Raw genomic sequence first — 26,361 nt, 5'->3', positions numbered from 1 at the left:
CCGGCCACGGCAACGGCCACATCGCCCGCTTCCTGTGGCAAGCCCCCTGAACCACATGCCTGGAGACGCCCTGCACACTTACGAACCCACCGACCTCGACGAGATGTCCCCGCGCCAAGCCGGAGACGCCGTGACCACGGACATCCGCGACCACCACATCACCGTGGACGGCACCGGCCTGTTCAACGCCACGCGACACATCGGCCTGCTGTGCCACCTCGCCGCCCGCATGGCCGCCTACGTCGAATACCCTCTCGCCCCGAACATCGCCGGCCTCCCGCCCGCCAAGCCCCTCGGCGCGAGCGCCGGCCACGTCGGGCGGTCCATCGCCCACTACACCCAGGCCCTCGCCCCGCTCATCACCCTCACCACCACGGCGCAGGACACGCTCCAGCAAAAGCTCGACTCGCTCGACCACCACAGCCGCCTGCGGATCCACCTCGACGACGCCAGGCGGGCCCTGGCAGCAGCCCGCACCGCGCTGGAGGTACCGCGGACCCCCGCTGCTGCGAGCGCACCCACCCCAGCTTCGTTGCCCACCCCGGCTATCCGGCGCCGCGCATGACGACACCGCCCACCGATGGCCTTCTCTTTGAAGTGGCCCCGCCACCGACGCCGGTTGAACGGCTCATGCTGCTCGCAGACCAGTACGTGGCACACAACGACACGCTCGACCGCCTCCTGCGAGCCGGATCCCAATCCGAGCCTGACGCCTACGTCGCTTCTGCCCAGCGACTCGCCTCCGCGACCCGCACCGCCATCAAAGCGGTCACCGACGAACGCCTCTACGAAAGTCACGAACTGTCGGACGCGGTGGTCCGTCTCCAGCAGCTCGCCTTCCTGAGCAGCGCCTCCACGGACCACCGTCTTCCCATGGCGCGCACCCTGACCGCCCTGGCCCCCGAAGCCGCCATGAGCTGCGCCGACAGCATCGCCCACGAAATCCGCCGCCGACGCTGGAGCACCACCGATGCTCCAGACCACCAGCTGACCGCCACGCAGCGCACCGCCCTGTGGGAGATCGCCTGCGGGCACGTCGTGGCCACCCGCTCCCTGGGACGGCAGTACGTCCACTACCGCGACGAGCGCGTGCTCATCGGCACACTGCGGTCGTTGGAGGCGAACGCTCTGGCCGAGCGCGTCCCGAACTCCGCGTCCTCCGCCTACACGGGCGGACCGCTTCAAGACCGAGTCCGTCTCACCGCCGCCGGCACCACCGCCCTGGCCGCCGCCATCAGCCGCCCGACCACCGCCAGGCCACCCGGCACCACACCCGCGCCCGCCCCCACCGCCGCGACGACGGCCACCCGAAGCCACTGATCGACCCTCCGGAGCCACACCACCCCATGCCCCTGCTCGACCTGGCAGAACACGCACAACAACTCCGCACTTTGGCGCGCGACTTCGAGCGATCACGCCGCTGACTTTCCCGCCCGGCCGCTGGGGGTCGTCTCCCCGATATCCGCCCGCCCCCAGGACGGCGGCAAGCGCAGTGAGGTGCCGAACGGCCAGTTCCACGAACCCGGCCCGGACGGCGAACGGCTGCCCCCTACTGATCCCCCCTTTTTGGAAGTCCTACCTGTGCGCAACCCTCCTTCTGCCACTGAGGTGTTGTCGGTCTCCGCCGCGGACGGCACTCGCCTGTCCGTCTACCGCGACACCCCGGTGCGCCCGCGTCCCGGCGGCGCGACGGTCGTGCTGGTGCACGGCGCGTCCGTCACCGCGGACCTGTGGCGCGTCCACGCCCGGCACCTGACCGGCCTGGGCCTGACCGTCGTGCGCTACGACCAGCGCGCACACGGTCACACCCCGCGCGGCCAGGCACCGCTGACGATCCGGCAGCTCGCCGACGACCTGCACCACATCCTGACCCACGTCGTCCCTGCCGGACCGTTCGTGCTCGCCGGACATTCCCTGGGCGCCCTCGTCCTGCAGGAACTCGCCGCCCTGCACCCCCAACACCAGGCCCGCATCAGGGGCATGGTGCTGCTGTCGGCCACCGCACGCGGGGCGAGCGTGCTGCCCGGACGCGACCCGCGCGCCTGGCTCCTGGCCGCCGGACGCAGCCTGTTCGCCCTGACCTGCACCCACGCGCCCCAAGCCGTGGACCGGCTGCGGCACCGCCTGCCCACCACACACCCCTACAGCCTCGCGCCCCACCCTTACCGCCCGGCCGACGGGCCACCGCAGTGCCGCCACGGCATCCGCCACACCCACACCCGTGATCTCGCCGACCTGTGGCAGTGCCTGCGCCGCTACCAGCCGCGCGACGCCACCGTGCTCAACCAGTTCGGCGACCGGCTTCTGCTGATGGCCGGCGCGGACGACCGGCACATCCCCGCCGCCCACACCAAGCAGCTGGCCGCCCAACTCCCTGCCGCCCGCCTGGAGATCCTCTCCCGCACCACGCACGCCCTGCCGATCCGCCACCCCGCGCTCATCAGCGACCGCATCGCCCGCATCGCCGCCGAACCGAGCCCCCACCCTCCTCACCCCCAGGACCGATCATTTCCGAACTCCCTGCCTTCCGGGCAATTTCACTAGGTGCCGGTCTGTACCGAGTTCAGCGTGTTGCATGCGGTCTGCAGCGGTAGGGCATGGTTCTGTTCCGGGCCATGAGCGATCAACTGCGGGGCTTCAGGTCCCGCTTCGGGGTCTGGTACCTGCGCCGCTGCGAGCCCGACCGGCTGGTGCCGTGGTACGCCTCCGACCCAGTGCTGGCCGGTCTGCCGAGCTTGCGGGAACTCGCGGATGACCACGGGACTCGCACGGGTCAGGAATTCCTGATCAATTCCGACGGGCGGGTCATTTCCGAGGTCAATGCGTTCTTCGGGTCGTTGCGGATGCGGAACCGGTCAGCGGGGACCCGGGAGAAGTACGGGTACGCGCTGTGCACGTGGCTGGGCTTCCTCGACGCGGTGGGGGGCCGCTGGGACTCCGCCAGCACGGAGGACGTCGAGGGCTTCAAGTTCTGGCGGATGACGGACGAGTCGAACCCGGAGCGGGTGGCCGGTGGGACCGTGTCGGACAACCTGGACGCGATCAACGCCTTCTACGACTGGGCCGCTCCCAGTTTCGGAGTACGTAATCCGGTGATCCGGCTGGTGCACCAGCGGGGTTCGTCCTACACGGGTACTGCCGGTTTCGAGGCCGCACCGCATGTGGTGCGCGACCGGGACGTGAAGTGGTTCGATCCGGGCGGCTACGCCTTGTGGCGGGATGTGGGGCTGCGGGGCCTGGACCGTGAGGGCCGGGAGGTGTCGAGGTGGCGGGGCCGTAACAGTCAGCGGGACTGCACGTTCACGGACGGCCTCTACGGCACCGGGCTGCGGCTGACGGAGTGGGCCAGCACCTTGATGCTGGAACTGCCCGGCGAGAGCGTCAGCAGGAACTACTCCACGTGCCGGCTGGCGTCGGCGTGCGCGAAGGGCGGCCGGGGGCGGCGCTATTGGATGCCGCGCACGGTGCTGGCCGACGCGCTCGGCTACTGCGAGGGCGAGCGAGCTGCAGCGGTACGCCGCGCCCAGCGGGCCGGCCGCTACGAGCGGCTGTCCGAGGTCCTGGTGCTGCACCGGGTGCTGGGCCAGCGGCGGCTGCAGCTGGTCGACGGCACGGGATCGCTGATGCGGGTGTCGCTGGACGCGCTGACGCCGCAGGTCCGCAGGCGGATCTTCCTCGACACCCCGGCGGGGCTGGCTCCGGCGGTCTTGTGGCTGAACGAGGATGGGCTGCCCCGGGCTCCGCGCGGGTGGCAGCACACCTTCGACACCGCCAACGAGCGGGTGGCCCGCTCCGGGCTGGAAGGGGTGGCGGCAACCGCTCACATGCTGCGCCATTCGATGGCTCTGCGCTGGTTCTCGGTCGGGCGGCTGCTCTATGAACGCCGCTTCGCCCATCTGGACGGCGAGGAACTGCGGGACTTCCGGGCCCAGTTCGGCGACACCTGGCACCTGGTGCAGACCCTTTTGGGGCATGCGGACGTGTCCACCACGATCGACACGTACCTGGAGCCGTTCCGCGACCTGGATGTCGCCCTGCTGATCGAGCACGCCCACGGCACGGTCCTGGCCGAGCTGATGGCGGAGATGTTCGCCGCCCACCGGCAGGTCATCACCGCCCCGGCGGTGACCGGATGAGCGGGGCGGGACGCCGGGCGGTGCTGCCCGGGGCCGGTTACCGGCTGCCGCAGCGGTTGTTCGTCGACGACAGCCAGTGCCGGGTGCTGTTCTTCCCGGAACGCGGCGGCGAGCCGGTGGACATCGACCTGTCGGTCCTGCCGGTCGCACGCGAACTGCGCGACTGGATGGCCCTGGGAGTGCTGGGGGTGACGGGCCCTGCCGGGACTCGCCGCACCACCACCTCGGCCCTGGACACGGTGAACATCCTGAAGCGGTTCGCCCGTTATCTGGCTGCCCTCTCCAACCCTCCGACTGCTCCGGCCCAGCTTCGGGCCATCCACCTGGACGGATACATGCTGACCGGGGCGACCACGCTGCACCGGGACATTTCTGCGCTGCGGACCATCTTGCGGTTCGCCCCCGATCCGCCGTCGGAGTTCGCCGCCCGCCTGGCCCAGGCACGGGTCGCCAAGTCCGATACGCCTACCTGCAGTTACACCGCAGCCGAGTTCCGGCGCATCACCACGACGGCGCGATCCGAACTGCGGACCGCAGCCGCACGCATCCGCGCCGGCCGCCATCTCCTGGCCGACTGGCGGGCAGGCTCCATCGACCGGGAGAGCGACCGGCTCCGCTGGGAGATCGGTGATCTGCTGGACCATCTCGACCGGCACGGCGACATTCCCCGCTACGAGTGCGGAACACCACGCGCACTGGAGGTCGTGCGCCGGGTCGGCGGCATCGGCGCGGTCTTCGCACACCTGCACCTCACCCACCACGAGACCGGCGCCGCCGCGGTCCTGCTGCTCTGCCTGACCGGACAGAACTACTCGACCCTGGCCGCGGCAACCACCGCCCACCACCGGCCCGACGCGCACGCCGGGGGTACTCCGACCGCTCAGCTCGACCTGGTCAAACCCCGTCGCGGAGGCCGCCGGGCCGCAATGACCGTGGCCTTGCGCGATGTCCCGGCGGAGCCGGCGGAGGCGCGTGAGGACCTGAACACCCCATTCGGGGTCCATGCCCTGCTGCTGGACCTGGCCGCGCCCGCCCGCAACCGGCTGAAGTCCGACGCGCTGTTCGCGTTCTACAACGCCCGCAACGCCAGTGGCTTCGGCCACGGCCTGCCCAAGCAGATCCTGCAGCTGTGGGGCAAGGCCACCGATCTGGTCTGCGACGCACCCGATGCCGAAGGCCGGGCGGTGCCCCTGCACATCGACAGCCGCCGGCTGCGGCTGACCTGGCTGGAGATCAACCAGCGGCCGGTCGCCCACACGGAGACGACGCTGGCCAACGAGTACCTGGCCCGCAACCGCGGGAATCTGGCCGAGTACCAGAAGATCGTCGCTGATGTCCTGGACCAGCAGGTCGCCCGCGCCCGCACCGCTCCGCCGATCCCCGTGCTGTCCGCCCAGGACATCGAACAGGCCCGCACCGACCCGGCGGCGGTGGCCGTCCGGCACGGCCTGGACACGACCACCCTCCAGCAACTGATCACCGGTCGTCTGGACACGGTCCTCGCTGGCTGCACCAACCCGCTGGCCAGCCCCTACACCCCGGCTGGCAAGCCTTGCGGCGCTTCCTTCCTGCTCTGCCTGTCCTGTCCCTGCGCCAGAGCGACACCGGCCCATCTGCCCGTTCAGGTTCTCGCCCTGGATGCGCTGAAGGCCCGTCAGCAGGAGATGACGCCCCTGCGCTGGGCCGAACGTCTGGCCGAACCGACCGCCCGTCTGACCGACCTGCTCAGCCACTATTCGCCTGCCGCCGTCGCGGACGCCCGCACTTCTGCCACCCCCGCCGACCAGGCGCTCGTTGACCGCTTCCTGAGCCGAGGACTGGACCTGACATGACACCCGCCCTGCCCGCCGCCGCGCCGCCTGTCCGGCGCCTGCTGCCCGGACCCGACACCCCGGTCCTGGCCACCCGCCCGCTGCGTCCCGGCACGAGGGCCGATGACCTCTCACTGTTCGGTGAGGACCGCTGGAATCTGACTCCGGGCTTCTTCCAGGAGCACACCTCCCGCACCTGCGTGGACTTCCACGATGCCCCGGCCGCCTTCCGGCTCCCGATCAAGCTCCTGGCCTGGCTGATGCTCAACCATCAGGACGCCGACCACGGCGGCTTCCTCCCGGGCATCCCACGGCCCGCCGTCCGCACCGTCGTTCCCTACTGCCGATACCTCAAGAGCTTCGCCCACTGGCTGGAGAACCGAGGCATCACCCGTTTCGGCCAGGTCACCGACACGGACCTGGATGCCTACGCGGCCGACATCAAGGACGCGGCCGTCTCCCACGAACTACGCGAGGACTTCCTCGCCGTAGTCGTACGCACCTGGACACTGCGCGATCTGCTGCCCGACGAGGACGACCGCCTGCCCCAGGCACCGCCCTGGAACGGTGAGCGCATCCAGGACATCCTGGGGCAGCGCCGCACCAGCGAGGAGAACCGCACCCCGCGCATCCACCCCGCAACCATGACGCCGCTGCTGAAGTGGGCTCTGCGATTCGTCGAGGACTTCGCGGACGACATCATCGCCGCCTTCGACGAGTACAAGACACTCTCCCTCCGCGCCAGGGCCGCATCCACCCGAAGCGCCGCTCCACCCGGCAAGCAGCGCCGCCCGCCGGGCACGGTTCCCCTGCTGGTGGCCGAGCTCGCCGACGACTACCGGGCCCGCGGCCTGCCCCTGCCCGGACGCCGGAGTGCCGACGGACACACCACCATCAACACCCACTTCCTCAGCCTTCAACTGGGCGTCCAGATCACCCGCGCAGCCGCCAGCACTCTCGCGCACTCGGGACTGCCCGTCGCGGACGACACATACCTCACCACGCCCGTCCACGGCCTCCTCGACAACGAGCCCTGGCTCACCACTCGCATCACCTACGATCAGGCCCCCGTCCTGGCCCGCCACCTGAGCACCGCCTGCCTGGTCATCGTCGGATATCTGTCAGGTCAGCGGCCCGGTGAGACGCTCAACCTCGAACGCGGCTGCGTCGAACACGACCCGGTCACCGGCCTGATCCTGCTGCGCGGCAAACACTGGAAAGGCGTCCGCCACCCCGACGGCGCTCTCCGCGCCGAAGGGGAACAGCGAACCGATCCCTGGGTGGTCACCGCCCCGGTCGCCACCGCTGTCACCGTGCTCCAACGTCTCCACGACGCGCGGCTGCTGTTCCCCAACACCCTGCTCGTCAATGGCAAATCCGAGGCGGGACCCCTGCGGGAACGCGTCGGCCGGGCCCGCAACGACTCCGGCTGCAACAAGGACATCACCGAACTGATCGGCTGGATCAACGACTACTGCGCAGCCCGGCACCGCGACGACGCGATTCCCGCCGATCCCACCAATCCGAAGATCGCCCTCAGCCGCCTACGCAGAACGCTTGCCTGGTTCATCGCCCGTCGCCCCCGCGGCCTGGTCGCCGCCGCGATCCAGTACGGCCACGTCCGCGTCAACATGACCCTCGGCTACTCCGGCAACTACGCCTCCGGCTTCCCCGACGACCTGGCCTTCGAGGAATGGCTCGCCCGCCTCGAAAGCCTCGCCGAAGCCCACGACCAGCTCCAGGCCGGCGAGCACGTCAGCGGCCCCGCCGCCGACACCTACCGCCACCGCGTCGCCGCCTCCGCCAAGTTCACCGGCCGTGTCCTGCGCACCACCCGCGAAGCCCACACCCTGCTCACCAACCCCGACCTGCAGATCTTCCCCGGCCAGGGCATGACCTGCGTCCTTGACCCCGCCCGCGCCGCCTGCCGGCTGAGTACTGACGAACGCAGCAGTCGCCGCACCCCCGACATCGACGACTGCAGACCCTCGTGCGTGAACATCGCCCGCACCGACCGCGACATCGACTTCCTGCGCACACGCGTCGACACCCTGCAGGCCATCGTCGACGACCCGCTCGCCCCACCCATCCGCCACGCACGCGAACAACACGAGCTCGCACGGCTCCAGCAGGTCATCGCCAACCACCAGGAGCCCCGGCCATGAGCACCAACCGCACAGCCGAACGCGACGCCATCCGAGCGGCAATGCAACGCCTGCTGGCCGGCACACCGACCTGCTCCACCGGAGCCCTCACCGTCATCCAGCTCGCCGCCGAGGCCGGAGTAAAGCGATGGGTCCTCACCCACAAACACCCCGACCTTCGCAAGGAATTTGAAAAAGCCCGGGAATCTGTGAACGGAATTCCCGCCGCGTTCCAAACCCTCCAGGCCAAGGTCGACGACCTCGAAGCCGCACACAAACGGCTACGCCAGCACAACAGCGAACTGACCGAACGAAACGAGATCTATGCCCAAGTCATCCACGCTCTCACCACCGAACTCGCAGAGCTCCGACGAGACAGGCCCCTCCCAGCGAACGTCCGCCGTCTCCCGGCCGAAGCCACAACACCACCGCGGGCCTGAACTCTGTGCCGCCGCCCGGCTGGCGTCACGGTCGGCTCGGCGACCTCCGCACTCACGGGCGGCGGCTACACACGCTCAGCTGGTCAAAGTTCCCTGGTGGAAGTACATCCGCCAGCCCGTCTCTGTCAGGCGCCACAACGAACTCCGCCATGCCCGGCGGCCCTGGTTGTCGGCGAAGTACGTCAGATGGACGATGCCCGGAGCAAGGACGGCACCGGACATTTCGCTGACCTTGACCGGAGACTCCGGGGACACCGAGCCGCCGCTCGTCACGGTGAGGATCGACTCCACATCCCACCGGCGTCCAGAAGCGCCGATCTCGGTGAACTCCGGATCCAGAAGCTCCAGGACACGGGCCGGAGAAGCACGCACCTCAGGGTCGAGAAGCCGCAACTCCCCATCAATGGCCGCTTGCACGGCCTGCTCACTCTCATCCGCCATGCAGGAACCCTACGGACACGCCTGCCCGGAGCACAGCGAATTCTTCACGCGACGCGGCCACGGCACGGAGATGCCGCCAAGACTCGCGAACATCTCTGAACAGGCGATGGCCACCTGGCCCCGGAACTCGTGCGCAGGTGCTGCCGTCCGACGCGAACGAGGCCAGCCACTGGCGCTCCGCGCCAGAGGCTGGATGCAACAGCCCCGAATAGGTGACAGAGGTGCCGGTATCCAGTCCAGCGCCATGCTCGCCCTCTCCGCACAAGGCATCCTCCCGAAGGTCGACTACGCAATTTTCGCCGACACGGGCTGGGAACCTAGAGCCGTTTATTCCCATCTCGACCGGCTGGAGCGAGAAATAGCCGGACCCGCAGGCATACCCGTTCTCCGCGTATCGTCCGGAAACATACGCAACGATGCCCTGGACCCCGACCACAGGTTTGCGTCGATGCCGCTCTACGTCCTGAACAAGGACGGAAATCCGGGTATGACCAGGCGGCAATGCACCGGGGAATACAAAATTAATCCGATCAAGAAAAAGGTCCGCGAAATACTCGGCTACCCCTATCCGGCACGCATCCCCAAGGGCGTCTTCGTCGAGCAGTGGGTCGGCATCTCCACCGACGAATTCCACCGGGCCAAGGACGCCGACGTCAAGTACATGCGCAACCGGCACCCGCTCATCGACATGGGCTGGTCACGATCCGACTGCGTCCGCTATCTGACGTCGCTCGGTCTGGCCGACACCCCGAAATCGAGCTGCCTTGGGTGCCCGTTCCACGGAAACGCCCAATGGCGCAACATCCGCGACAACTCCCCGGAGGAATGGGAGGACGTGGTGGAGTTCGACGCAGCCATCCGCAAGGGAAACGCCCGCGCCAACGCCACCGGCAACCGTCTGCTCGGCGAGGCGTTTCTCCACCGCTCCCGCGTACCCCTCAGCGAAGCTCCCATCGATCACGTCACCGCCGCCGAATGGGCGGCGATGCAGCAAGAACTCACCGACAGCGGACCGGACCTTCAGGAGGTGGAGCAGGGCGTCGTCGACGGCTGTTCCCCGTGGGCCTGCCGCGGTGAAGCCGAGCCGGTACAGGACGACTTCGGGCTGGCCTCTTGACCATCCTGGACCTGTTTGCGGGACCGGGCGGATGGAGCCACTCGCTTAACGTCCTCGGCGTACGGGACGTGGGCCTGGAATGGGATGAGTGGGCCTGCAAGACCCGTGCGGCGGCAGGGCAGTTGACCATTCGCACCGACGTGGCGCTTTATCCCGTCTGGCCCTTCCTCGGCAAGACCGCCGGGCTGATTGCGAGCCCGCCCTGCCAGGCATGGTCCATGGCCGGCAAGCGCCTCGGCCTGGTGGACCAGCCGCTCGTGCACCAGGCAGTGGCAGACCTCGCCGCCGGACGCGACACCCGCGAGAAGCTCCTGACCGCCTGCCGGGACGAACGCTCGCTGCTGGCCGCCGAGCCCATGCGCTACCTCCACGCCCTCAACACCGTCGGCGAGCCTGAGTGGGTCGCCATGGAAGAAGTGCCCGACGTCCTGCCGCTGTGGAAGCAGTACGCCTCCGTGCTGCGCGGATGGGGCTTCTCCGTCTGGTACGGGATCCTCAACGCCGCCAACTTCGGCGTACCGCAAACCAGGCGGCGGGCAATCCTGCTCGCCTCCCGCGTCCGCACCGCCCAGCCACCACCACCCACGCACGCCCAGACCGCCGAGCCGGAGAGCCTGTTCGGGCCAGGCCGTGACCGATGGGTGTCGATGGCCGAGGCCCTCGGCTGGGGCGCCACCGACCGGCCCGTCCCCACCGTCTGCGCCGGCGGCGGACCCGGCGGCGGGCCCGAACCGTTCCCTTCAGGCTCCCGCAAGACGCTCTCCGACGCCCGGGATCGCGGCACGTGGATGCCGCGGCCGAAGGCTGTGGTCCTGCAGTCCCGCCGCGAAGGAACCGGACGGGCCGCCCGGCTCGGCACCCGCGAGAACCCCACCGCCACCGCCCCGGCGCCGACGTTCACCGCCGAGGCGCACCGCTGGTCCTGGTCCCTGCGCAGCAACAACCCGGCCAACGCCACCATCCGTCCGCTGTCCGAGCCAGCAGGCACGCTGTTCTTCGGTCACCGGGCGAACGAGTGCACCTGGGTCGCCGCACCGGCCCTCGCACCGATGCAGGACACGGACACGCCAGCGGTGCCGGAGCCGATCCGGATCACCGCCCGCGAGGCCGGCCTCTTGCAGACCTTCCCTGCCGACTACCCCTGGGCCGGAAACAAGGGCCAGCAGTTCTCCCAGATCGGCAACGCCGTACCGCCGTTGCTCGCCGGCCACCTCCTCGCCCCGCACCTCGGCGTCACCCTCGACCCCAACGACTTCACCCTCGCCGCCTGATGTCCTACACCCCCGAACCTGACGAGGACAGCGACCTCGACGACCTGCCCGACACGCATCCGCCGCCGCCCGTGCACTACGTCGAGCAGGCCCTCCTCGGCGCCCTTCTCCTCGATCCGCACCGTCTCGCCGACGTGACCGGCATCGCCGGCAACTCGTTCTCCACTGCCGCGCACTCCGCCTTGTACACAGCGATCAGCACCCTGCCCCCGCCCGACCCTGCCGAGCACGCCAAGAACACCAAGTGGCTCGACCAGGTACTCGCCACAAGCCGCGAGCAGGCGCGCGGACTGACCGCCTCCTACCTGCACACCCTCGTCCAGGTCTGCCCCTGGCCCCGCCACGCACCGGCCTACGCACGGATGGTCGAGGCCGAACACGCCCGCCGCCGTCTGCAGACGGCCGCCGAACGCCTCGTCCAGACCGTCCACGATGCCTCCCACCCACAGCCCGTCCAGACGGTGCTCGCCGAGGCCGACGCGCTCGCCGCGGTCGTGGACGACATCGCGAGCCGCTTCCCACCGCGCGCCGGCGTCCTGCCACGCACGCTGGCACCGCCGCCTGCCATCACGCCCGACTACATCGAGGCAGTCGAGGAGGAGCGGCTGCTGCTCGCGACCGCCACCGCCCACCCATCCGATATCGAGTCCGTCCGGTGGCTGCTCCCCGACGACCTCACCCGGCCGCTGCACGCCGGCCTGTGGCAGTGCCTGACCGCTCTTGCCCGGCGCCGCGAGCCCGTCGACCCGGTCACTGTCCTGTGGGAGGCCCAACAGCGCGGTCTGCTGGACGACGGAAGTGAACCGGGAGAGGTGCTCCGCCTGCTGGCCGAACCAGCCGGGTCCGTGGAGCACTGGGGCGAGCGCGCCCTGCAGCGCTCCCTCCTGGCAACCGCCGATCACACCGGCAGACGCATCGCGGCGTACGCCGGCGACCCGGCGAACACGCCGTTCCAACTCGTCGCCGGCGCCCGCCGATCCCTCGCCGAGATCGGCGCCGTCCGCACCCGCTGGCAGCACGCCACCAAAACGGTCCCGCCGCAGCGACCGAGGCCGGCGCCCACCACTCGTGCCGGCCCGCCGACCACCACGGCCGCCCACAGCGCCCGCGCCGCGCGAGCAACCCGATAGCACCCCGCATACGCCGGTGGCCGGACCCGAAGACCCGGCCACCGGCAGAAGAGACGACACCCCAACGTGACCACTGCACTCCCCATCGACGCCCACGTCCGCCTCGACACCCACCCCACCCATCCCAGCGCCGTGACCGCCGTCCTGACCGGCACCCAGGCCCACATCGCCCACTTGGGTCTGGAGGCAGCCGACTGGACCGTCGTCGCCGACAACGTCCTGGTCCTGGTCCGCATCGACCACGAGGAGCCCTACTGGGCCCAGGACGCAGCCAAGCACCTGACCGCCGAAGGCGCTCAGGAGTTCGGCGGCGACACCACCCCGCTCGCGCCACAGGTTCATGTCCCGGACCACGATGAGGTGGCTGCGGGCGCGCGTGATGGCGACGTTCCACAGGTTGAGTTGGCGGTGGACCCAGCCGATGGCGCCTGCGTGCATGCCCTCGCCTGCGACGAGGGAAAAGACCATGACGTCGCGTTCCCCTCCCTGGAAGGTGTGTACGGTGCCGACGCGCACGCGCTGCTGGTCGTATTGCCGCAGCCGGTCCCGGAGTTCGTCGGCTTGCGGCTTGAACGGCGTGGCCACACCAATCGAGGCGTCCTCAGGAAGCTGTTCCAGCAGCGTGCGTACGAAGCTGTCCACCTGTCTGATCTCGTCATAGTTCACCCAAGAGCTGCCGGACGGGGACCGGGTGGCTGGGCCGGGAACGTGCGACCAGAAGATTGATCGCCTCGGCAGGGACGGCCGGCCTCGGGTGTCGGTGAGGACCGTCAGGCCCTGTTCGTAGATACCGTACGGCTTGAGCCGCACCTGGCCGTCTCCGGGGACGATCTCCACGCGGCGGATCAGCAGCGGGGCGAACTTCGGGTGCCGCCACGGCCGACCGCCACGCGGTCCGGTCACGAGCACGGCCGGGTAGCGGCCCAGAGTTCGGCCTCCTGTTCGGTGGCGGACTCGATCAGAAGGCTGGCCTCTGCCGGGCCGGGGATGCAGCCGTCGTCGTCGACATCACCGGACAGAAAGCGCTCCGAGCCGGAGAGGCAGACATATAGGCGGACTCCCGATCGCCTACAGACATCAGCGGTGTATCGGTCTCGTCGGACAGCACGCACTCGCGGTAGTACTCGAGCAGACGGGGCCAACTTGGCCGAGACTGCGCGGACTTGCAAGTGCTTGCCTGCTCTGCCCGCTGGCGGGCGCTGGTGACGACATGGCCCCAGTGCCAATGGCGGCCGAGGCGGAGGATCTGACGGCAGCCGGTGGGACGAGGTGGCCGGCCGGGCTGAACAGGCCGCAGGCGGTGGGGTTCCCATGCCACCGCTTGTACGGGCCGGACCTACAGCTACGGTCCTGTGACGACGTCGAGAAGCCAGGCTTCGGTCTGCTCGGCGACTTCCTTCCAGACCGGGTCGAGCGACAGACAATGACCAGCGTCCTCGCGATAGATCTCATACGCCCCGAGGGCGCGACCGAGGGCACGAACGTGGTCGGCCGGCGCAAGAACGTCGTCGCCGGCGGCGACTACGAGTGACGGCGCCCGGACCGCAGCGACGTCGACCTCAGCAGTCCAGCGTGTAGCCTGCCAGACGGCCGTCGGCGACTCCGGTTGGAGCCGCGCGTAGTACGTCTTCGCGACCTCCTGGTTGACCCGCGGCCAGAACAGTTCGCGGGCGACTTCCAGCGGCGGCGGCCCCCATGGCTGGTCCATGTCGATCGCGAGATCCACCGGTTCTGGAGCGAAACGCCCCGGCAACACCGGTGCCATGAGCGCGATCGCAGCCAAGTCTCGACCAGTGGTCGCGGCGTAGGTCAAGGTGGCCAGTCCCCCCATGCTCTGTCCGACGACGATCGGTGCAGCGTCGGTCGTCTCAGCCAGGCGCGCGACCGCGATTTCGACGTCTTCGGCGACTGCAGTGATGGGACGCTTGAGCCACTGCTGCTGCTCCATGGGTGCAGAGGAGCCGTGTGAGCGCCAGTCCAATGCGACATTGCGCCAGCCGCGCGCGGCGAACCAACCCTGCCATTCGGCAAAGCACCACGCGCCGTGGCACCCACCGTGGACGAAGACGATCGGGTTGGCGTGGGTGGCTCCGCCATCCGGTTCGACCTGCGTCAGCGCGATTCCGTCGACAACTTCGGTTGTCGTAGAGGAAGTCTTATTTGGCATATGTTGATCGTCCCTGCGAAGCGGGCAGTTCTGTGTCACCCGCACGGGGCAATTCGGGGTCTTGCGAACCTGCGGCGCAGGATTGCGTCTCAGACCGGTGGTGACGACACGTTCGACCGCGCCGCGGTAGCGGCCCGGTGCTGGGGAAGCTCTGCGCGGGCATTCACGCACAGCGCGCCGATCTGGTGCCCGCGGCGGGCAAAGATCGCGACGAGTCTGCGATGGGTGCCGGTCTGGATGTCGATTTCGTCGGCGGCGATGGCTCGACCGACGAACCGCGTCTTCGCGTCGAACTGGTCGGAGCAGAAATAGAGGATGGGGGCGTAGGCGTCCTCTGCGCCCAGCAGTGTCGGTGCGGCGTGGCGTCCCTCCGTCACGTTGGTCCACTGTTCGACCCGCATGTCCTCCTCGAAGAACGGGTGTACCACCGGGCCACGCCGCCGGCAGCGACGACGTCGGGGACGGTAGTTCGCAGGGCGAAGTCGCAGACAATGCCGTCGGATACGGCCACTCCGCTGCCGGAGAGCCGACCAATGACCGGCACCGCATCGAGTGCACCGACCACGAGGTCGGCACGGACCGACTCGCGACCGGGCACCGAGACGACGTACTCCTCACCAACACGGTCGACGCCCGTGGCAAGCCCATTGCTGGCCGCCGCGCCGCAGATGCGCAGTGGCCACGCCCTGGCCGACCAGATCACCACCGCTCTGGCCGAGCAGACCGTGCAGGTCTCTGGCACGACCTCGGGGGAGTTCATCTCCGGAACGGCAGAGTCCCTCTCCGTCGTACTCAAACGCCGAGACGTCCTGGAAACGCGGGTCGCCGCCCTGCTGGAGGCCCATCCTCTCGCCAAGGTCCTGACCTCCATGCCCGGGGTCGCGGTCAGGACCGGAGCCCGCATCCTGGCCGAGGTCGGCGACGCCGGCGTGTTCCCCACCGCCGCCCACCTGGCCTCCTACGCGGGACTGACCCCCCGCGACCCATCGCTCTGGGACCTCCATCCGGGGCGAAGGACCGACCCGCGGCGGCAACAAGATGCTCAAACGGGCCCAGTTCCTGGCCTCGTTCGCCTCGCTGAGCAGCCCCGAATCGCGGACCTACCACGACAAGAAGCGCGCCGAGAAGAAGCGCCACAACGCGGCCCTCATCTGCCTCACCCGCCGCCACGTCGACGTCCTGCACGCCATGCTCAAGCACCGCACCCTTTACCGACCCGGGCACGAACAAACAGCCTGACCAAACCCACAGCCTTGACCGAACAGATAGAAGCACCCCCAGACCATCACCACACCATGATGCTCGTGCAGACGCCGGAACCACCTGCCCAGCTCGTCGCCGAGGGCGCGCGCCATCGGCACCGGCGCCACCTCGATGACCGTCGTGAGCACTCCGATCCCGGTCGCCCTGGCAGTCACCTCGAGCGCGGCGAAGTCGCCGCCGATCACCGCGACACGAGACGCGGCTCGTAGGCGTTCCCGTAGCGGCGCTGCGTCATCGGCCGTCCGCAGGTAGCAGATGTGCTACCGCAGTCGTCCACGCGCACGACCAACGAATTTCCATGTCCAGCAGTTTCCCTTTCACCCTGGGTGGCCGTCGCGGCGACGGGAAGTCCCGCCTTCAGGGCGACCATGGAGTACTCCTAAATCTCGGCCGTACTCGGTCCCGGACCCGGGCGGGCCCAATACACCCGAACGGGGACTGTGTGGCGGCAGCAGCTTTCCTAGTGTCTTTCCCATCGCTGCAGCGTCTGCAGGCAGAGCCGCAATGGAGGAAAGTGCCGTGAGTGGTCTGGTCGTCCGTAGGACCTTCGCCCAGATAGAGGAAACCCATCTCGCCGCCGGACGGACGGACGGCCAGGGGCCGCTGAAGAAGATCGCGGTCTGCGCCGTGGTCACCAACCCGTTCGCCGGCCGCGGTTACGTCGCCGATCTCTCCGAGCTCATAGAAGCGTCCCAGGAGATCGGCACCCGACTCGGTGAAGAGGCCGTGCGTCTGCTCGGCCAGGCACCGCAGAGCTACGGCAAGGCGGGCGTCGTCGGCACCGACGGCGAGCAGGAGCACATCAACGCCGCGCTCACCTCCACCTTCGGCAACGCCCTGCGCGACGCGATCGGCGGCGGCAAGGCGTGGATCACGTCCGTCACCAAGGCGGGGGCCGCCGGCACGACCATCGACGTACCCCTCGCCTTCAAGGACGAGATCTGGGTCCGCAGCCACTACGACGCGATCACCGTGCACCTCCCTGACGCCCCCCACCCCGATGAACTGGTCATCATCGCGGCGGTCGCCAACCGGGGCCGGATCAATGCCCGGGTGGGTGGAATGACCGCCGCCGAGGCGAAAGCCACGGACACGTCCAAGGCGACGTCGTGAGCAGCATCGCCGTCACCGGCGCGGGCACGATCCTGTCCGGCGACCACCGGCAACCCGTCATCGCGGACGCCGATACCGTGATCGCCGTCGACGGCACGATCACAGCGGTCGGCCGGAGGGCGGAACTGGCCGCACAGGTGAAGGCAAGCGAGGTCGTCGTCGACGCCCAGGGCGCGACGATCGCCCCAGGGCTGATCGACTCGCACTGTCACGTCGTACTCGGGGACTACACACCTCGTCAGAAGACCGTCGACTTCCTGGCCAGTTATGTGCACGGCGGCATCACCAGCGTGGTTTCGCCCGGCGAGATCCACGCCCCCGGACGACCGCACGACGCCACGGGCGTCAAGGCGCTGGCCATCGCCGCCAGGTCCTGCTTCGCGGGCTTCAACCCAGGAGGCATGACCGTGCACGCGGGGTCCGTCGTCCTCGAACCGTGCTTGACCGACCAGGACTTCGCGGACCTCCAGGCCGCCGGTGTCCGCCTCGCCAAGTTCGGGTTCGGGCTCTACGAGGACCCGGCTGACGGATACGACCAGGTCCGCGCCGCGCAGCAGCACGGCATCACGGTCATGTGCCACTCCGGCGGTGCCAGTATTCCCGGCAGCAAGCCGATCACACCGGAACACCTGCTCCACCTCGCGCCCGACGTGTGCGGACACATCAACGGCGGCCCCACGTCGCTGCCGGCTGCGGGCGTGGACACGATCATCGAGCAGACCGGGATGGCCCTGCAGCTGGTACAGGCCGGAAATCTCCGGTCCGCGGTCCGGATCATCGAGAAATGCCACGCGGAGGACCGCTTCGACCGTGTGGTCATCGGCTCGGACACGCCGACCGGCACCGGTGTGATGCCGCTGGGCGTCATCAAGACGGTGGCGGAGCTCTCCTCCCTGTCCGGTATCGACCCGGCCCAGGTGTGGGCTGCCGCCACCGGGAACAACGCCCGGACCTGGAGCCTGCCCGCCGGTTTCATCGCCGCCGGGGCGGCCGCTGACATCGTCGTGATGGACGCGCCCTGGGGATCGACCGCCGACGACGCGATCGCAGCCCTGGCCATCGGGGACATCCCCGGCATCACCGCCGTGATCACCACCGGTGTCCTGCGAAACCTGACCAGCCGCAACACACCCAGGGCGGCGCGCCTGGTGCAGGTCGAGCCGGCCATGCCACACCTCGCCGCCGCCGGTCACTAGAGCAATCCCCGACTGGGGCCATCAGCGGAACGTGCCCCGCGTGAACAGGAAGAGTGTCATGTCCGTCCAGGTGATCTTCGAACCGGCCAAGTGCCAGGGGTACGCCAACTGCCTCATCGAAGCCCCCGAGATATGGGACTTCGACGAAGACGGCAACAGAGCGGTCCTTCGCCTGAGCGACCCCGGCGACGCACTGCGAGCTAAGGCCGAGGCGTCCGCCCGCTGCTGCCCGGCCCAGGCCATACGCGTCGAGGGGCCGAAACCGTGAAGCGCATCGTGGTGGTTGGCGGTTCTCTGGCAGGCGTCAACGCGCTGGAGGAGATACGGGAACGCGGCTTCTCAGGCGAACTCGTCCTCGTGGGCGCGGAGTTGTACCTTCCGTACACCAGACCGCCGCTGTCCAAGGAGGCGCTGGCCGGCGGAGTCGACCACGGAGAACTGGCGTTGCGGCCCTCCGGCTGGTACGCGGAGAACGGCGTCACCCTTCGCCTCGGACACGCTGCCTCGGGCCTGGACACCCACCGTCGAGTCGTCCTGCTGGACGACGGGAGGACGATCGCGTACGACGGCCTGGTCATCGCGACCGGCTCGTCCTCGCGCAGACCCGCCCAAACAGCCGGGATCACCCGTGCCCACGAGCTCCGCGGCATCGACGACGCCGAGCGGCTGCTCCGGATCCTCCGGCGCTCCGGTCATCTCGTCGTGATCGGCGCGGGCTTCATCGGAATGGAGGCAGCCGCCACCGCGCGAGGGCTGGGGCTCGACGTGACGGTCGTCGACATCGCCGCGTCGCCGATGAACCGGGCCTTCGGCCCCGGGGTGGGCGACTGGTTCCGACGTCGGCACGAGGCACACGGCGTCCGCGTCCTCTGTGCCACGGGTGTCGCAGAGATCGAGGAGAAGGGCCCTCGAACTCTGGTCCGGCTGGCCGACGGGGAGACCCTCACGGCCGATGCCCTGCTCGTCGCCGTCGGCGCGACACCCGCCACATCCTGGCTGGCCGGGTCCGAGGTGTCGCTCGGGGACGGAATCCTCTGCGAACCGGACCTCGCGACCAATGTCCCCGACGTCGTGGCCGCCGGGGATGTGGCCCGATGGCACAACCGGACATTCGACGAGTCGATGCGCGTCGAGCACTGGACCAACGCCGTGGAGCAGGGCCGTCACGCCGCCGCGACCCTGCTCGGCGAGCAGCGCCCCTTCGAGTCCGTCCCCTTCTTCTGGACCGACCAGTTCGACGCGAAACTGCGCTGCGTCGGCCGGCCGGGGGCAGCGGACGACGTCGCGATCCTCGCCGAGAACGACACCACCCTCGTCGCGGTCTACGGCCGCGGAGGACTCCTGAGCGGCGCCGTGTGCGTCAACGCTCCACGCCAACTCGCCACGCTGCGCCAGGCGGTCGCTGCCCGCACACCCTTCCCCGAGGTGGTCGGGTCCGGCCTGGTCGCCTCCTGACCCGCCCCAGCACAACGCCTCCCTACCCAAGGACACAGATGACCAGCACAGCCATAACCGAGAACCGTGACGCCCTGTCGATCATCGAACTGTTCCCGCAGGACGAGGACTGGTCGCTGCAGACGATGCGTCTGCTCGCGCAGGTCGCCGTTGGCGGCGCCGACCTCTTCGAGTGTGCGCGCACCGCCGCCCGCATCGGTCGTACAACGACCGACGGTGAGATCTGGCAGCGAGAATGGAGCCGTACTGCCGAAGAGGTCGCGGCTGCCGGCGAGGCGGCCCTGGAACGCGGTGACATCACCACCGCGCAACGGTCCCTGCAGCGGTCGTGCAGTTACTACCGGCACTCGGAGTTCTTCCTCGCGTCCTCCGACCCGCGCCGAGAGCAGGCGTACAGGAAGGGGACGGCGAACTTCCAGAAGGCCGCCGAGCTCACCGACGGACTGATCGAGCGCATCCAGGTCCCCTTCGAGGGAACGACGATGGACGGCTACTTCGTCCGGCCCGACACCTCGGACACGCCCCGGCCCACGGTCCTCTTCCTCGGTGGCGCGGACTCCTGGGCCGAGGAACTCTACTTCCTGGGCGGCTCCGAGTTCCCGGCCCGCGGCATCAACGTCGTCTTGGTGGACACTCCCGGCCGCGGCAGCTCCCTGCGCTTCAAGCAGCTCTACAGCCGTCCCGACTACGAAGTCCCCGTCGCGGCCATCCTGGACTTCCTGGAGCAGCGCCCCGACGTCGACGCCGACCGCATCGGACTCGCCGGCGTGAGCTTCGGCGGCTACTACGCTCCCCGGGCGGCAGCCTTCGAGCCGCGGGTGAAGGCGGTCGCGGCCTGGTGCGGCACGTGGAGCATCCTCACCGACTTCTACGAGTTCTACCCGCCCCTGCAGCAGCAGCTGCAGTGGCTGACCGGGTCCAAGGACGACGCCGAGGCGCGCCGCAAGCTGGCCGATTTCACGCTGGACGGCGTGGCCGAGAAACTCAGCATCCCGGTCTACGTGATGCACGGCACCGACGACATCATCATGGACATCGCGGGTGCCCAGCGCTTCATCGACGCCCTCACCACGGACGACGTGACCGCCGACATCTACGACGGCGCCGGCTCGCTGCACTGCAGCTACGACTACTTCTCCGTCGCGACCGCGCGCCTTGCCGACTGGTTCGTCCAGCGGCTCGGCTGAGGCACGGAGACCGCCATGTACTCAATCCACCGGCTCCTGTGGGACATCCGCCGGCATCCCGATGTGGCGGCCCGTTATCGGTCGAGCCCCGACGAGGTTCTCGACGCCTACGGCATCACCGGGGAGTTCCGCACCTGGATGAAGGACCTCGACTTCAAGTCGATGTACGAGCACAGGGTCAACCCGTACCTGCTGTATTTCTGCGCGATCCAGCTGGAGGTCGACCGAGCCGCGTACTACGCGCAGATCCGAGGAGAGAAGTCCTGATGAGAACGCACGGCCGCATCGTCGGCGCCTTCGCGGCATCCCACTCGCCCGGCATCACCGGGTGGCCAGAGCGCGCCGCGTCCGACGCTCGGGCCACGGTGGAGCAGGCGTATGCCGACGTACGTCGTCGCATCGAGGACCTCGAACCGGACGCCGTGATCGCGGTGTCGGTCGAGCACTTCACCAACTTCCACCTCGGCAACCTGCCCGCCTTCGCGATCGCCACCGGAGATTCCTATCTCGGGCCTGCGACCGCGGAGATGGCCGGCTTTCTACAGGTCGAGCAGCACCAGTACCCGGGCGCGGCCGCCCTGGGCAGCCACCTGTACGCCTTCGCGCTCGGGGCGGAGTTCGATCCCGCCCTGGTCGAAGGGGGACTGGAGTTCGACGAGAACTTCTGCGTCCCGCTGAAGCACCTCGACCCCGGCTCCAGGTACCCCCTGGTCCCCGTGATCGTCAACGGAGTGAACCCTCCGTGGCCCACGCCCAAGCGCTGCTACGCCTTCGGGCGCATGATCCGCGAGGCCGTGGAGAGCCAGTCCGGAGCCGAGAGAGTGGTGGTCCTCGCCACCGGCGGTCTGTCGCACTGGGTCGGACTCCCGGAATCCGGCGACATCAACGAGGAGTTCGACCGCGACTTCATCGCGCGGCTGGAGTCGGGCGATCCGGAGCGCCTGACGGAGTACACCGGCGAGGAGATCGACCGGGCCGGCAACGGCGCCCACGAGATCCGTACCTGGCTTGTCGCCGCGGGTGCGGCCGGGGTCGGCTTCGACGTCCTCGCCTACGTGCCGGTACCCGCCTGGCTCACCGGCACCGCGGTCGCCGCAGCCCGGCTGTGACCACCGCATAGGCCCCACAAGAAAACGCACTGCCGCCAGGAATTCAGGAATTACAGAAGGAGTTACCGTGAGCAAGCTTCCCAAGATCACCGGACGCGACATGCGCGGTGTGATGGCCTACCCCCCGACCCCGGCCCTGCCCGGCGCCGAGCGCGTCGACGCGGTCGACACGGTCGACCTGGACGAGACCGAGCGCATGATCCGCAACCTGATCAACGACGGCGTCGATGCGATCGCGCTCAACGGCACCCTCGGCGAGATGGCCACCCTCACCCTGGAGGAGTGGAAGGCGTACGCGGCCTGTGTCGCAGAGACCGTCCGGAGCGTCGACGAGGACTTCCCGGTCTTCATCGGCGCTACCACGCTCAACACCCGTGACACGGTCTCCCGGATGAAGTACCTGGCCGATCTGGGGATCACCGGCACGCTGCTCGGCCGGCCGATGTGGGGGGAGATGGTCGCCCCGGTGATGGAGCGCTTCTACCGCGACGTCGCCACCGCCGTACCCGAGCTCGCGATCGTCGTCTACGACAACACCGCGGCCTTCCGCGGCATCATCCCCCGGCGGGTGTACAAGACGCTCGTGGAGCTGCCGCAGGTGGTGGCGGTCAAGTACGCCGGCGGTGCGTCGGTCGGCTTCCGCTACCACAACGACATGGCGCACACCGGGACGAGGTTCCCTCTGATGTCCATCGAGACCGACTGGTACCCGGCCTGGGAGATGTACGGCGAGGAGCTCGTCGGCATGGCCTGGTCGTCCACGACCGCGATGGGTCCCGGCCCGGTCCTGGAACTGCGTGACGCGCTCCAGCAGGGACGGATGGAGGACGCCCGCTGGCTCACCGAACGGCTGCGCTGGGCCCACGAACCCTTCCTGGTGGGCCAGGACTTCATGGAGTTCGCCAAGTACAACATCCCGCTGGAGAAGATCCGGGTGAACGGCGCCGGTTACATCAGCGTCGGCAAGTGCCGCCCGCCGTACACCGAGGACCTCGTTCCGCAGGGGCATGTGACCACGACCGACGAGCACGTGAAGCGCTACCTGCAGATCCGGGCCGAGATCGAGCAGCGGTTCGGCAAGCGCACCCCGAAGCAGGCTCTGAGCCAGGTGTGACGGGATGAACACGAAACCGGAATCCCAGTCCCTCGCCGCGTGGGTCGAGGAGACCCGCGAGGGTATCGACAGCGGCCGGTTCCCGGTCCGCGCCTTCAACGACCAGGCCGTTTACGACCTGGAGCAGGAACGGCTGTTCTCGAAGACGTGGTGCTTCCTCGCCCACGAGAGCGAGATCCCCCATCCCGGCGACTATGTGACCCGGTACATCGGGAACAACAACCTCATCGTCGCCAGGGACGAGCACGGCGAGATCCACGCCAACCTGAACATGTGCCGGCATCGCGGCAACGTGATGTGCAAGGCGGAGATGGGCAACGCCTCCCACTTCCGCTGCTCGTACCACGGCTGGACCTACAAGAACTCCGGCGAACTGGTGGGCGTGCCCTACATGAAGGAGGGCTACGAAGGCAGGCTCAAGCGCAAGGACTGGGGTCTGGTCCGGGTCAGGGTGGACTCCTACGAGGGGCTTGTCTTCGGCTGCCTGGACCCGGAGGCGCCGCCCCTGGACGAATACCTGGGAGGGTTCCAGTTCTACCTGGACCTCTACCTCAAGCACGGGCTCGGCGGGGTCGAGGTCCACGGGCCGCCGGACCACTGGATAGCCGACACCGACTGGAAGATCTGTACCGAGAACTTCGCCGGTGACGGCTACCACACCCCGGTGGCCCACCAATGGGGATTCCACCTCGGCTACTTCCCTTCCTCGGGCTCGACGCACAGCCAGGGCTGGGCCGTCAGCATTCGCGGAAAGGGCCACGGCATCGGTCTGGGACACGGTCCGAACTTCCCGCCTTTCGGGGGTTTCCCCGACGATCTGGTGGCGGAGATGAAGCAGTCGCTCAGCCCGGAGCAGGTGGAGGTGTTCTCCCGAACCCGGACGGCGGTCGGGTCGGTCTTTCCCAACCTCTCCTTCCTGATGCAGCCGTTCAGCCTGGAACCCGGCGAGATCGGGGTCCGATTCGTCACCATGAGGCTCTACCACCCCGTCGGCCCGGGCCGGATGGAGATGTACTCCTGGTGCCTGGTGCCCAAGAACGCCTCTCAGGAGTACAAGAAGGAGGCCTACCGCGCCTACACCTTGGCGTTCGGCCAGGCGGGCACCTTCGAACAGGACGACTTCGAGAACTGGACGAAGGTCACCCAGGCAGCAGGGATGACGATGGTCCGCGGTGTCGACTTCCCCTACATCATGGGCATGGACAGCGCGCCGGACCCGGAGTTCCCGGGCCCGGGCCACGCGGTCGTCCCCTACGTCAACGACACCAACTTCCGGAACCTGTGGAGCCGGTGGGCGGACTACCTGGCAGGGGAGGCGTGATGGGCGAGCAACCCGTCGACCGCGACACCGCCTCCGCGATCCAGGAGTTCATGTTCCGTGAGGCGCTGGCGCTCGACGAACGCCGCTTCCGGGACTGGCTGGCGATGCTGACCGACGACATCCGCTACGAAGCGCCACTGCGAGTGATCCGGGAAGGCCTCGCAGTCTGGGATCTCTCGCCTACGTCGCGGATCTTCGACGACGACCGGCAGACCCTCGAGGTGCGGATCCAGCGGTTGGAGACCGACTTCGCCTGGGCGGAGCAACCGCCCTCCCAGACGCGGCACTTCGTCACCAACGTCCTCGCCGACCCGGGCGACAACCCGGACGAGTACAAGGTTCACTCCAACTGCTTCATCTACCGCAGCCGCGGCACCAGTCCGACACCGAGTCTCTACTCGCTGTCCCGCAAGGACGTCGTCCGTCGCACGGAGGACGGATGGCGCCTGGCCCGCAGATGGGCGGCCTTCGACCAGGCGCTGATCAACGCGCACAACCTGTCCATCCTGATCTAGCGAGGCACGACGTGGACGAGATCAGCAAGCAACCCACCATCGAGCGTCCGCCGGTCGGTGACGTCTCGCAGTACCCGGAGCAGTCAGCCGAGGGGCCGATCGTCATCGCGAACGAGTTCGCCGACGTCGTGATCCGCAAGGTCGAGACGCGCAACGGCATGCGGCTGGACATCTGGTCGCCTCGCCGGGGCAGCAGGATCCTTCTGGACGCGGTCGCCCTCGACTGCCTCACCTTCCAAGAGCCGGAGCTGATCTCGGAGCTGCTGGAGAGGAGGCCGGCACCGTGAGCGGGCGCCTCGGTGGTCTGAGCATGCTCGTCGCCGGTGCCGGTTCCGGCATCGGCAGGGCTGCCACCCTGGCCTACCTGCAAGAGGGCGCGACGGTCACAGCGATCGAGCGGTCCGCCGAGCACGCTGCCGCACTGCGCCGCGAGGGCGAGGGCTCGCCCCTGCACGTGGTCGAAGGAGACGCGGCCCGTGCCGACACCCTTGCGAAAGCAGTGGAAGAGGCAGTCCTGGCCGGCGGAGGCCTCCATCAACTCACCTGCTGCGTCGGCGTGTTCGATCATTACGCCTCGCTCCGCGAGCTGCCCGTGGACAAGCTCGTCGGTGCCGCCGAGGAGACGTGGCGGCTCAATGTCCTCAGCACTCTGGTCGCGGTCGCCACAGCGTGGCCGGCGTTGCGCGACACCCGTGGTTCCGTGACCCTCACTCTCTCGGAATCGGCCTTCCGCCCTGCTGGTGGAGGTGTTCTCTACGGGAGCTCCAAGTGGGCTCTGCGGGGCGTGGTACAGCACCTCTCAGTGGATCTTGCCCCCTATGTGCGGGTGAACGGGGTCGCACCGGGAGGTACCACGGGCACCAGGTTCTCCGGCCTGGACGCTCTCGGGCAGGGCGAGTCCACCGTCGAGGCCAGGGGCGGCCGCGACGAGCGCATCAGAGCCGGCACCGCTCTCCAGGTGAAGCCGACTCCCGAGGACCACACCGGTGCCTTTGTCTACCTGGCCGACCCGGTTGCCGCACGGATCGTCACGGGAGTCGTCATCAACAGCGACGGCGGGCACACCGAGGGCTGACGAGGCACGTGTGGCTTGCGGCCGCGCCTCGTGCGCAGCGTACGGCGAGGGTACGGCCGCGAGCCACAGGCACAGGGGTCATTCCTGCGTGTTTGCTGCACCGCCATGAGCCCAGCAGGGCGATTGCCAAGATGCTGTGACCTCGTGAGTGTGCAGGTCACAGCATGGGACGATGCAGGGAGGGCGCACGACCGGACGCAACGAAGCTCCGTTGTGGAGGTGACCTTGCCAAGTCGCCTGCGCGCAACGGAGCTTCGATGTGCCGTCAGCCTGCCACCGTCTGTCTGGTCAAGTCGCCCACTCGTCAGCACCGTGCCACGCGTCCGCCGGCCGAGCGGCTGGCCACGCTGGCCGAT

At 68.8% G+C, this 26,361-nt stretch carries 28 protein-coding genes and 3 pseudogenes; 25 read left to right on the top strand and 6 right to left on the bottom strand.

All coding sequences use genetic code 11. The features are described 5' to 3' along the window. The first annotated feature begins 55 nt into the window (after positions 1-55). From C6376_RS36850 to C6376_RS36820, 7 genes are all read left to right on the top strand, one after another. Entirely contained in the window at positions 56-565 is a 510-nt protein-coding gene (locus C6376_RS36850; protein WP_107447378.1) for a hypothetical protein, read from the top strand. 65 nt (positions 566-630) lie between these two features. Beyond that, positions 631-1,320: a hypothetical protein gene (locus C6376_RS36845; protein WP_254076220.1), complete on the top strand. Its 690-nt coding sequence runs from the start codon at positions 631-633 to the stop codon at positions 1,318-1,320. Positions 1,321-1,608: 288 nt separating this feature from the next. Continuing rightward, on the top strand, positions 1,609-2,544 hold the full coding sequence (locus tag C6376_RS36840) for an alpha/beta fold hydrolase (protein ID WP_254076219.1): 936 nt from the start codon (positions 1,609-1,611) through the stop codon (positions 2,542-2,544). A 71-nt stretch (positions 2,545-2,615) separates the two neighbouring features. After that, complete coding sequence (locus tag C6376_RS44860; RefSeq protein ID WP_216825632.1) at positions 2,616-4,136, top strand: site-specific integrase; 1,521 nt, start codon at positions 2,616-2,618, stop codon at positions 4,134-4,136. Continuing rightward, the gene (locus C6376_RS36830; RefSeq protein ID WP_107446520.1) at positions 4,133-5,968 is read left to right on the top strand and encodes a hypothetical protein; all 1,836 of its coding nucleotides are present in this window, start codon (positions 4,133-4,135) and stop codon (positions 5,966-5,968) included. Before C6376_RS44860 ends, C6376_RS36830 begins: the two co-directional genes overlap by 4 nt. Next, positions 5,965-8,112: a hypothetical protein gene (locus tag C6376_RS36825; RefSeq protein ID WP_107446519.1), complete on the top strand. Its 2,148-nt coding sequence runs from the start codon at positions 5,965-5,967 to the stop codon at positions 8,110-8,112. The genes C6376_RS36830 and C6376_RS36825 overlap by 4 nt, the downstream gene beginning before the upstream one ends. After that, on the top strand, positions 8,109-8,531 hold the full coding sequence (locus C6376_RS36820; protein WP_107446518.1) for a hypothetical protein: 423 nt from the start codon (positions 8,109-8,111) through the stop codon (positions 8,529-8,531). Before C6376_RS36825 ends, C6376_RS36820 begins: the two co-directional genes overlap by 4 nt. Before the next feature lie 75 nt (positions 8,532-8,606). Here C6376_RS36820 and C6376_RS36815 read toward each other — a convergent pair whose 3' ends face one another. Then, on the bottom strand, positions 8,607-8,972 hold the full coding sequence (locus tag C6376_RS36815; protein WP_254076151.1) for a DUF4440 domain-containing protein: 366 nt from the start codon (positions 8,970-8,972) through the stop codon (positions 8,607-8,609). Positions 8,973-9,216: 244 nt separating this feature from the next. Between C6376_RS36815 and C6376_RS36810 the strand changes: the two genes are divergently transcribed. From C6376_RS36810 to C6376_RS36795, 4 genes and pseudogenes are all read left to right on the top strand, one after another. Next, on the top strand, positions 9,217-10,089 hold the full coding sequence (locus C6376_RS36810; RefSeq protein WP_173985800.1) for a hypothetical protein: 873 nt from the start codon (positions 9,217-9,219) through the stop codon (positions 10,087-10,089). Further along, on the top strand, positions 10,086-11,360 hold the full coding sequence (locus C6376_RS36805; RefSeq protein WP_107447375.1) for a DNA cytosine methyltransferase: 1,275 nt from the start codon (positions 10,086-10,088) through the stop codon (positions 11,358-11,360). The genes C6376_RS36810 and C6376_RS36805 overlap by 4 nt, the downstream gene beginning before the upstream one ends. Then, positions 11,360-12,490: a DnaB-like helicase N-terminal domain-containing protein gene (locus C6376_RS36800; protein ID WP_107447374.1), complete on the top strand. Its 1,131-nt coding sequence runs from the start codon at positions 11,360-11,362 to the stop codon at positions 12,488-12,490. The genes C6376_RS36805 and C6376_RS36800 overlap by 1 nt, the downstream gene beginning before the upstream one ends. A gap of 66 nt (positions 12,491-12,556) precedes the next feature. Further along, a pseudogene (locus C6376_RS36795) lies at positions 12,557-12,784 on the top strand (hypothetical protein); the annotation flags it as partial. A 108-nt stretch (positions 12,785-12,892) separates the two neighbouring features. On the opposite strand, the pseudogene C6376_RS45865 reads toward C6376_RS36795, so the two are convergent. From C6376_RS45865 to C6376_RS44590, 4 genes and pseudogenes are all read right to left on the bottom strand, one after another. Beyond that, a pseudogene (locus C6376_RS45865) lies at positions 12,893-13,300 on the bottom strand (AAA domain-containing protein); the annotation flags it as partial. Between the two features lie 532 nt (positions 13,301-13,832). Next, entirely contained in the window at positions 13,833-14,657 is an 825-nt protein-coding gene (locus C6376_RS36785) for an alpha/beta hydrolase (protein WP_107447373.1), read from the bottom strand. Positions 14,658-14,746: 89 nt separating this feature from the next. Further along, on the bottom strand, positions 14,747-15,058 hold the full coding sequence (locus C6376_RS36780; RefSeq protein ID WP_159083372.1) for an oxidoreductase C-terminal domain-containing protein: 312 nt from the start codon (positions 15,056-15,058) through the stop codon (positions 14,747-14,749). Beyond that, the gene (locus tag C6376_RS44590) at positions 15,031-15,417 is read right to left on the bottom strand and encodes a hypothetical protein (protein WP_173985545.1); all 387 of its coding nucleotides are present in this window, start codon (positions 15,415-15,417) and stop codon (positions 15,031-15,033) included. Before C6376_RS44590 ends, C6376_RS36780 begins: the two co-directional genes overlap by 28 nt. Here C6376_RS44590 and C6376_RS46610 point away from each other — a divergent pair. Together C6376_RS46610 and C6376_RS44585 are read left to right on the top strand one after the other, a co-directional pair. After that, positions 15,326-15,580, top strand: a pseudogene (locus C6376_RS46610) (IS110 family transposase); the annotation flags it as partial. The gene C6376_RS44590 and the pseudogene C6376_RS46610 overlap by 92 nt on opposite strands. A gap of 115 nt (positions 15,581-15,695) precedes the next feature. Further along, complete coding sequence (locus C6376_RS44585) at positions 15,696-15,896, top strand: hypothetical protein (protein WP_107447371.1); 201 nt, start codon at positions 15,696-15,698, stop codon at positions 15,894-15,896. Here the strand turns inward: C6376_RS44585 and C6376_RS46605 are convergent. Next, positions 15,866-16,168 carry an FAD-dependent oxidoreductase gene (locus tag C6376_RS46605; RefSeq protein ID WP_367881095.1) on the bottom strand — a complete coding sequence of 101 codons (303 nt, stop codon included), beginning with the start codon at positions 16,166-16,168 and terminating at the stop codon, positions 15,866-15,868. The two genes, C6376_RS44585 and C6376_RS46605, sit on opposite strands and share 31 nt — an antisense overlap. A 271-nt stretch (positions 16,169-16,439) precedes the next feature. Between C6376_RS46605 and C6376_RS36760 the strand changes: the two genes are divergently transcribed. The 12 genes from C6376_RS36760 to C6376_RS36705 all read left to right on the top strand — a co-directional run bounded on the left by C6376_RS36760 (position 16,440) and on the right by C6376_RS36705 (position 26,005). Beyond that, the gene (locus C6376_RS36760; RefSeq protein WP_254076218.1) at positions 16,440-17,033 is read left to right on the top strand and encodes an amino acid synthesis family protein; all 594 of its coding nucleotides are present in this window, start codon (positions 16,440-16,442) and stop codon (positions 17,031-17,033) included. Next, the gene (locus C6376_RS36755; RefSeq protein WP_107447368.1) at positions 17,030-18,229 is read left to right on the top strand and encodes an amidohydrolase family protein; all 1,200 of its coding nucleotides are present in this window, start codon (positions 17,030-17,032) and stop codon (positions 18,227-18,229) included. Before C6376_RS36760 ends, C6376_RS36755 begins: the two co-directional genes overlap by 4 nt. Positions 18,230-18,269: 40 nt before the next feature. Next, complete coding sequence (locus C6376_RS36750) at positions 18,270-18,497, top strand: ferredoxin (RefSeq protein ID WP_159083370.1); 228 nt, start codon at positions 18,270-18,272, stop codon at positions 18,495-18,497. Then, a complete protein-coding gene (locus C6376_RS36745; protein WP_107447366.1) occupies positions 18,494-19,684 on the top strand; it encodes an NAD(P)/FAD-dependent oxidoreductase in 1,191 nt (396 codons plus the stop codon). The genes C6376_RS36750 and C6376_RS36745 overlap by 4 nt, the downstream gene beginning before the upstream one ends. Positions 19,685-19,722: 38 nt before the next feature. Next, on the top strand, positions 19,723-20,871 hold the full coding sequence (locus C6376_RS36740) for a S9 family peptidase (RefSeq protein ID WP_107447365.1): 1,149 nt from the start codon (positions 19,723-19,725) through the stop codon (positions 20,869-20,871). Positions 20,872-20,886: 15 nt separating this feature from the next. Beyond that, complete coding sequence (locus C6376_RS36735) at positions 20,887-21,138, top strand: hypothetical protein (RefSeq protein WP_107447364.1); 252 nt, start codon at positions 20,887-20,889, stop codon at positions 21,136-21,138. Beyond that, positions 21,138-21,980, top strand: a complete 843-nt coding sequence (locus C6376_RS36730) for a 2,3-dihydroxyphenylpropionate 1,2-dioxygenase (protein WP_107447363.1) — start codon at positions 21,138-21,140, stop codon at positions 21,978-21,980. Before C6376_RS36735 ends, C6376_RS36730 begins: the two co-directional genes overlap by 1 nt. Before the next feature lie 67 nt (positions 21,981-22,047). Then, positions 22,048-23,094: a dihydrodipicolinate synthase family protein gene (locus tag C6376_RS36725; protein ID WP_107447362.1), complete on the top strand. Its 1,047-nt coding sequence runs from the start codon at positions 22,048-22,050 to the stop codon at positions 23,092-23,094. 4 nt (positions 23,095-23,098) lie between these two features. After that, positions 23,099-24,415 (top strand): aromatic ring-hydroxylating dioxygenase subunit alpha, encoded by a 1,317-nt coding sequence (locus tag C6376_RS36720; RefSeq protein WP_107447361.1) that lies wholly within the window; start codon positions 23,099-23,101, stop codon positions 24,413-24,415. Continuing rightward, positions 24,415-24,930: a 3-phenylpropionate/cinnamic acid dioxygenase subunit beta gene (locus C6376_RS36715; RefSeq protein ID WP_107447360.1), complete on the top strand. Its 516-nt coding sequence runs from the start codon at positions 24,415-24,417 to the stop codon at positions 24,928-24,930. Before C6376_RS36720 ends, C6376_RS36715 begins: the two co-directional genes overlap by 1 nt. An 11-nt stretch (positions 24,931-24,941) precedes the next feature. Then, complete coding sequence (locus C6376_RS36710; protein ID WP_234311807.1) at positions 24,942-25,217, top strand: dihydrodiol dehydrogenase; 276 nt, start codon at positions 24,942-24,944, stop codon at positions 25,215-25,217. Further along, the gene (locus C6376_RS36705; RefSeq protein ID WP_107447359.1) at positions 25,214-26,005 is read left to right on the top strand and encodes an SDR family NAD(P)-dependent oxidoreductase; all 792 of its coding nucleotides are present in this window, start codon (positions 25,214-25,216) and stop codon (positions 26,003-26,005) included. Before C6376_RS36710 ends, C6376_RS36705 begins: the two co-directional genes overlap by 4 nt. Positions 26,006-26,361 lie beyond the last annotated feature (356 nt).

The organism is Streptomyces sp. P3, from assembly GCF_003032475.1.
Taxonomy (GTDB): domain Bacteria; phylum Actinomycetota; class Actinomycetes; order Streptomycetales; family Streptomycetaceae; genus Streptomyces.
The sequence above is the reverse complement of the archived record's forward strand: the minus strand, read 5'-3'. Positions and strand labels throughout refer to the sequence as shown.

Coding starts and splice junctions, on each gene's coding strand:
- C6376_RS36850 (WP_107447378.1), top strand. CDS start 56: ATGCCTGGAGACGCCCTGCACACTTACGAACCCACCGACCTCGACGAG.
- C6376_RS36845 (WP_254076220.1), top strand. CDS start 631: ATGCTGCTCGCAGACCAGTACGTGGCACACAACGACACGCTCGACCGC.
- C6376_RS44860 (WP_216825632.1), top strand. CDS start 2,616: ATGAGCGATCAACTGCGGGGCTTCAGGTCCCGCTTCGGGGTCTGGTAC.
- C6376_RS36830 (WP_107446520.1), top strand. CDS start 4,133: ATGAGCGGGGCGGGACGCCGGGCGGTGCTGCCCGGGGCCGGTTACCGG.
- C6376_RS36825 (WP_107446519.1), top strand. CDS start 5,965: ATGACACCCGCCCTGCCCGCCGCCGCGCCGCCTGTCCGGCGCCTGCTG.
- C6376_RS36820 (WP_107446518.1), top strand. CDS start 8,109: ATGAGCACCAACCGCACAGCCGAACGCGACGCCATCCGAGCGGCAATG.
- C6376_RS36815 (WP_254076151.1), bottom strand. CDS start 8,972: ATGGCGGATGAGAGTGAGCAGGCCGTGCAAGCGGCCATTGATGGGGAG.
- C6376_RS36810 (WP_173985800.1), top strand. CDS start 9,217: ATGCTCGCCCTCTCCGCACAAGGCATCCTCCCGAAGGTCGACTACGCA.
- C6376_RS36800 (WP_107447374.1), top strand. CDS start 11,360: ATGTCCTACACCCCCGAACCTGACGAGGACAGCGACCTCGACGACCTG.
- C6376_RS36785 (WP_107447373.1), bottom strand. CDS start 14,657: ATGCCAAATAAGACTTCCTCTACGACAACCGAAGTTGTCGACGGAATC.
- C6376_RS36780 (WP_159083372.1), bottom strand. CDS start 15,058: ATGCGGGTCGAACAGTGGACCAACGTGACGGAGGGACGCCACGCCGCA.
- C6376_RS44590 (WP_173985545.1), bottom strand. CDS start 15,417: ATGAACTCCCCCGAGGTCGTGCCAGAGACCTGCACGGTCTGCTCGGCC.
- C6376_RS44585 (WP_107447371.1), top strand. CDS start 15,696: ATGCTCAAACGGGCCCAGTTCCTGGCCTCGTTCGCCTCGCTGAGCAGC.
- C6376_RS36740 (WP_107447365.1), top strand. CDS start 19,723: ATGACCAGCACAGCCATAACCGAGAACCGTGACGCCCTGTCGATCATC.
- C6376_RS36735 (WP_107447364.1), top strand. CDS start 20,887: ATGTACTCAATCCACCGGCTCCTGTGGGACATCCGCCGGCATCCCGAT.
- C6376_RS36730 (WP_107447363.1), top strand. CDS start 21,138: ATGAGAACGCACGGCCGCATCGTCGGCGCCTTCGCGGCATCCCACTCG.
- C6376_RS36720 (WP_107447361.1), top strand. CDS start 23,099: ATGAACACGAAACCGGAATCCCAGTCCCTCGCCGCGTGGGTCGAGGAG.
- C6376_RS36715 (WP_107447360.1), top strand. CDS start 24,415: ATGGGCGAGCAACCCGTCGACCGCGACACCGCCTCCGCGATCCAGGAG.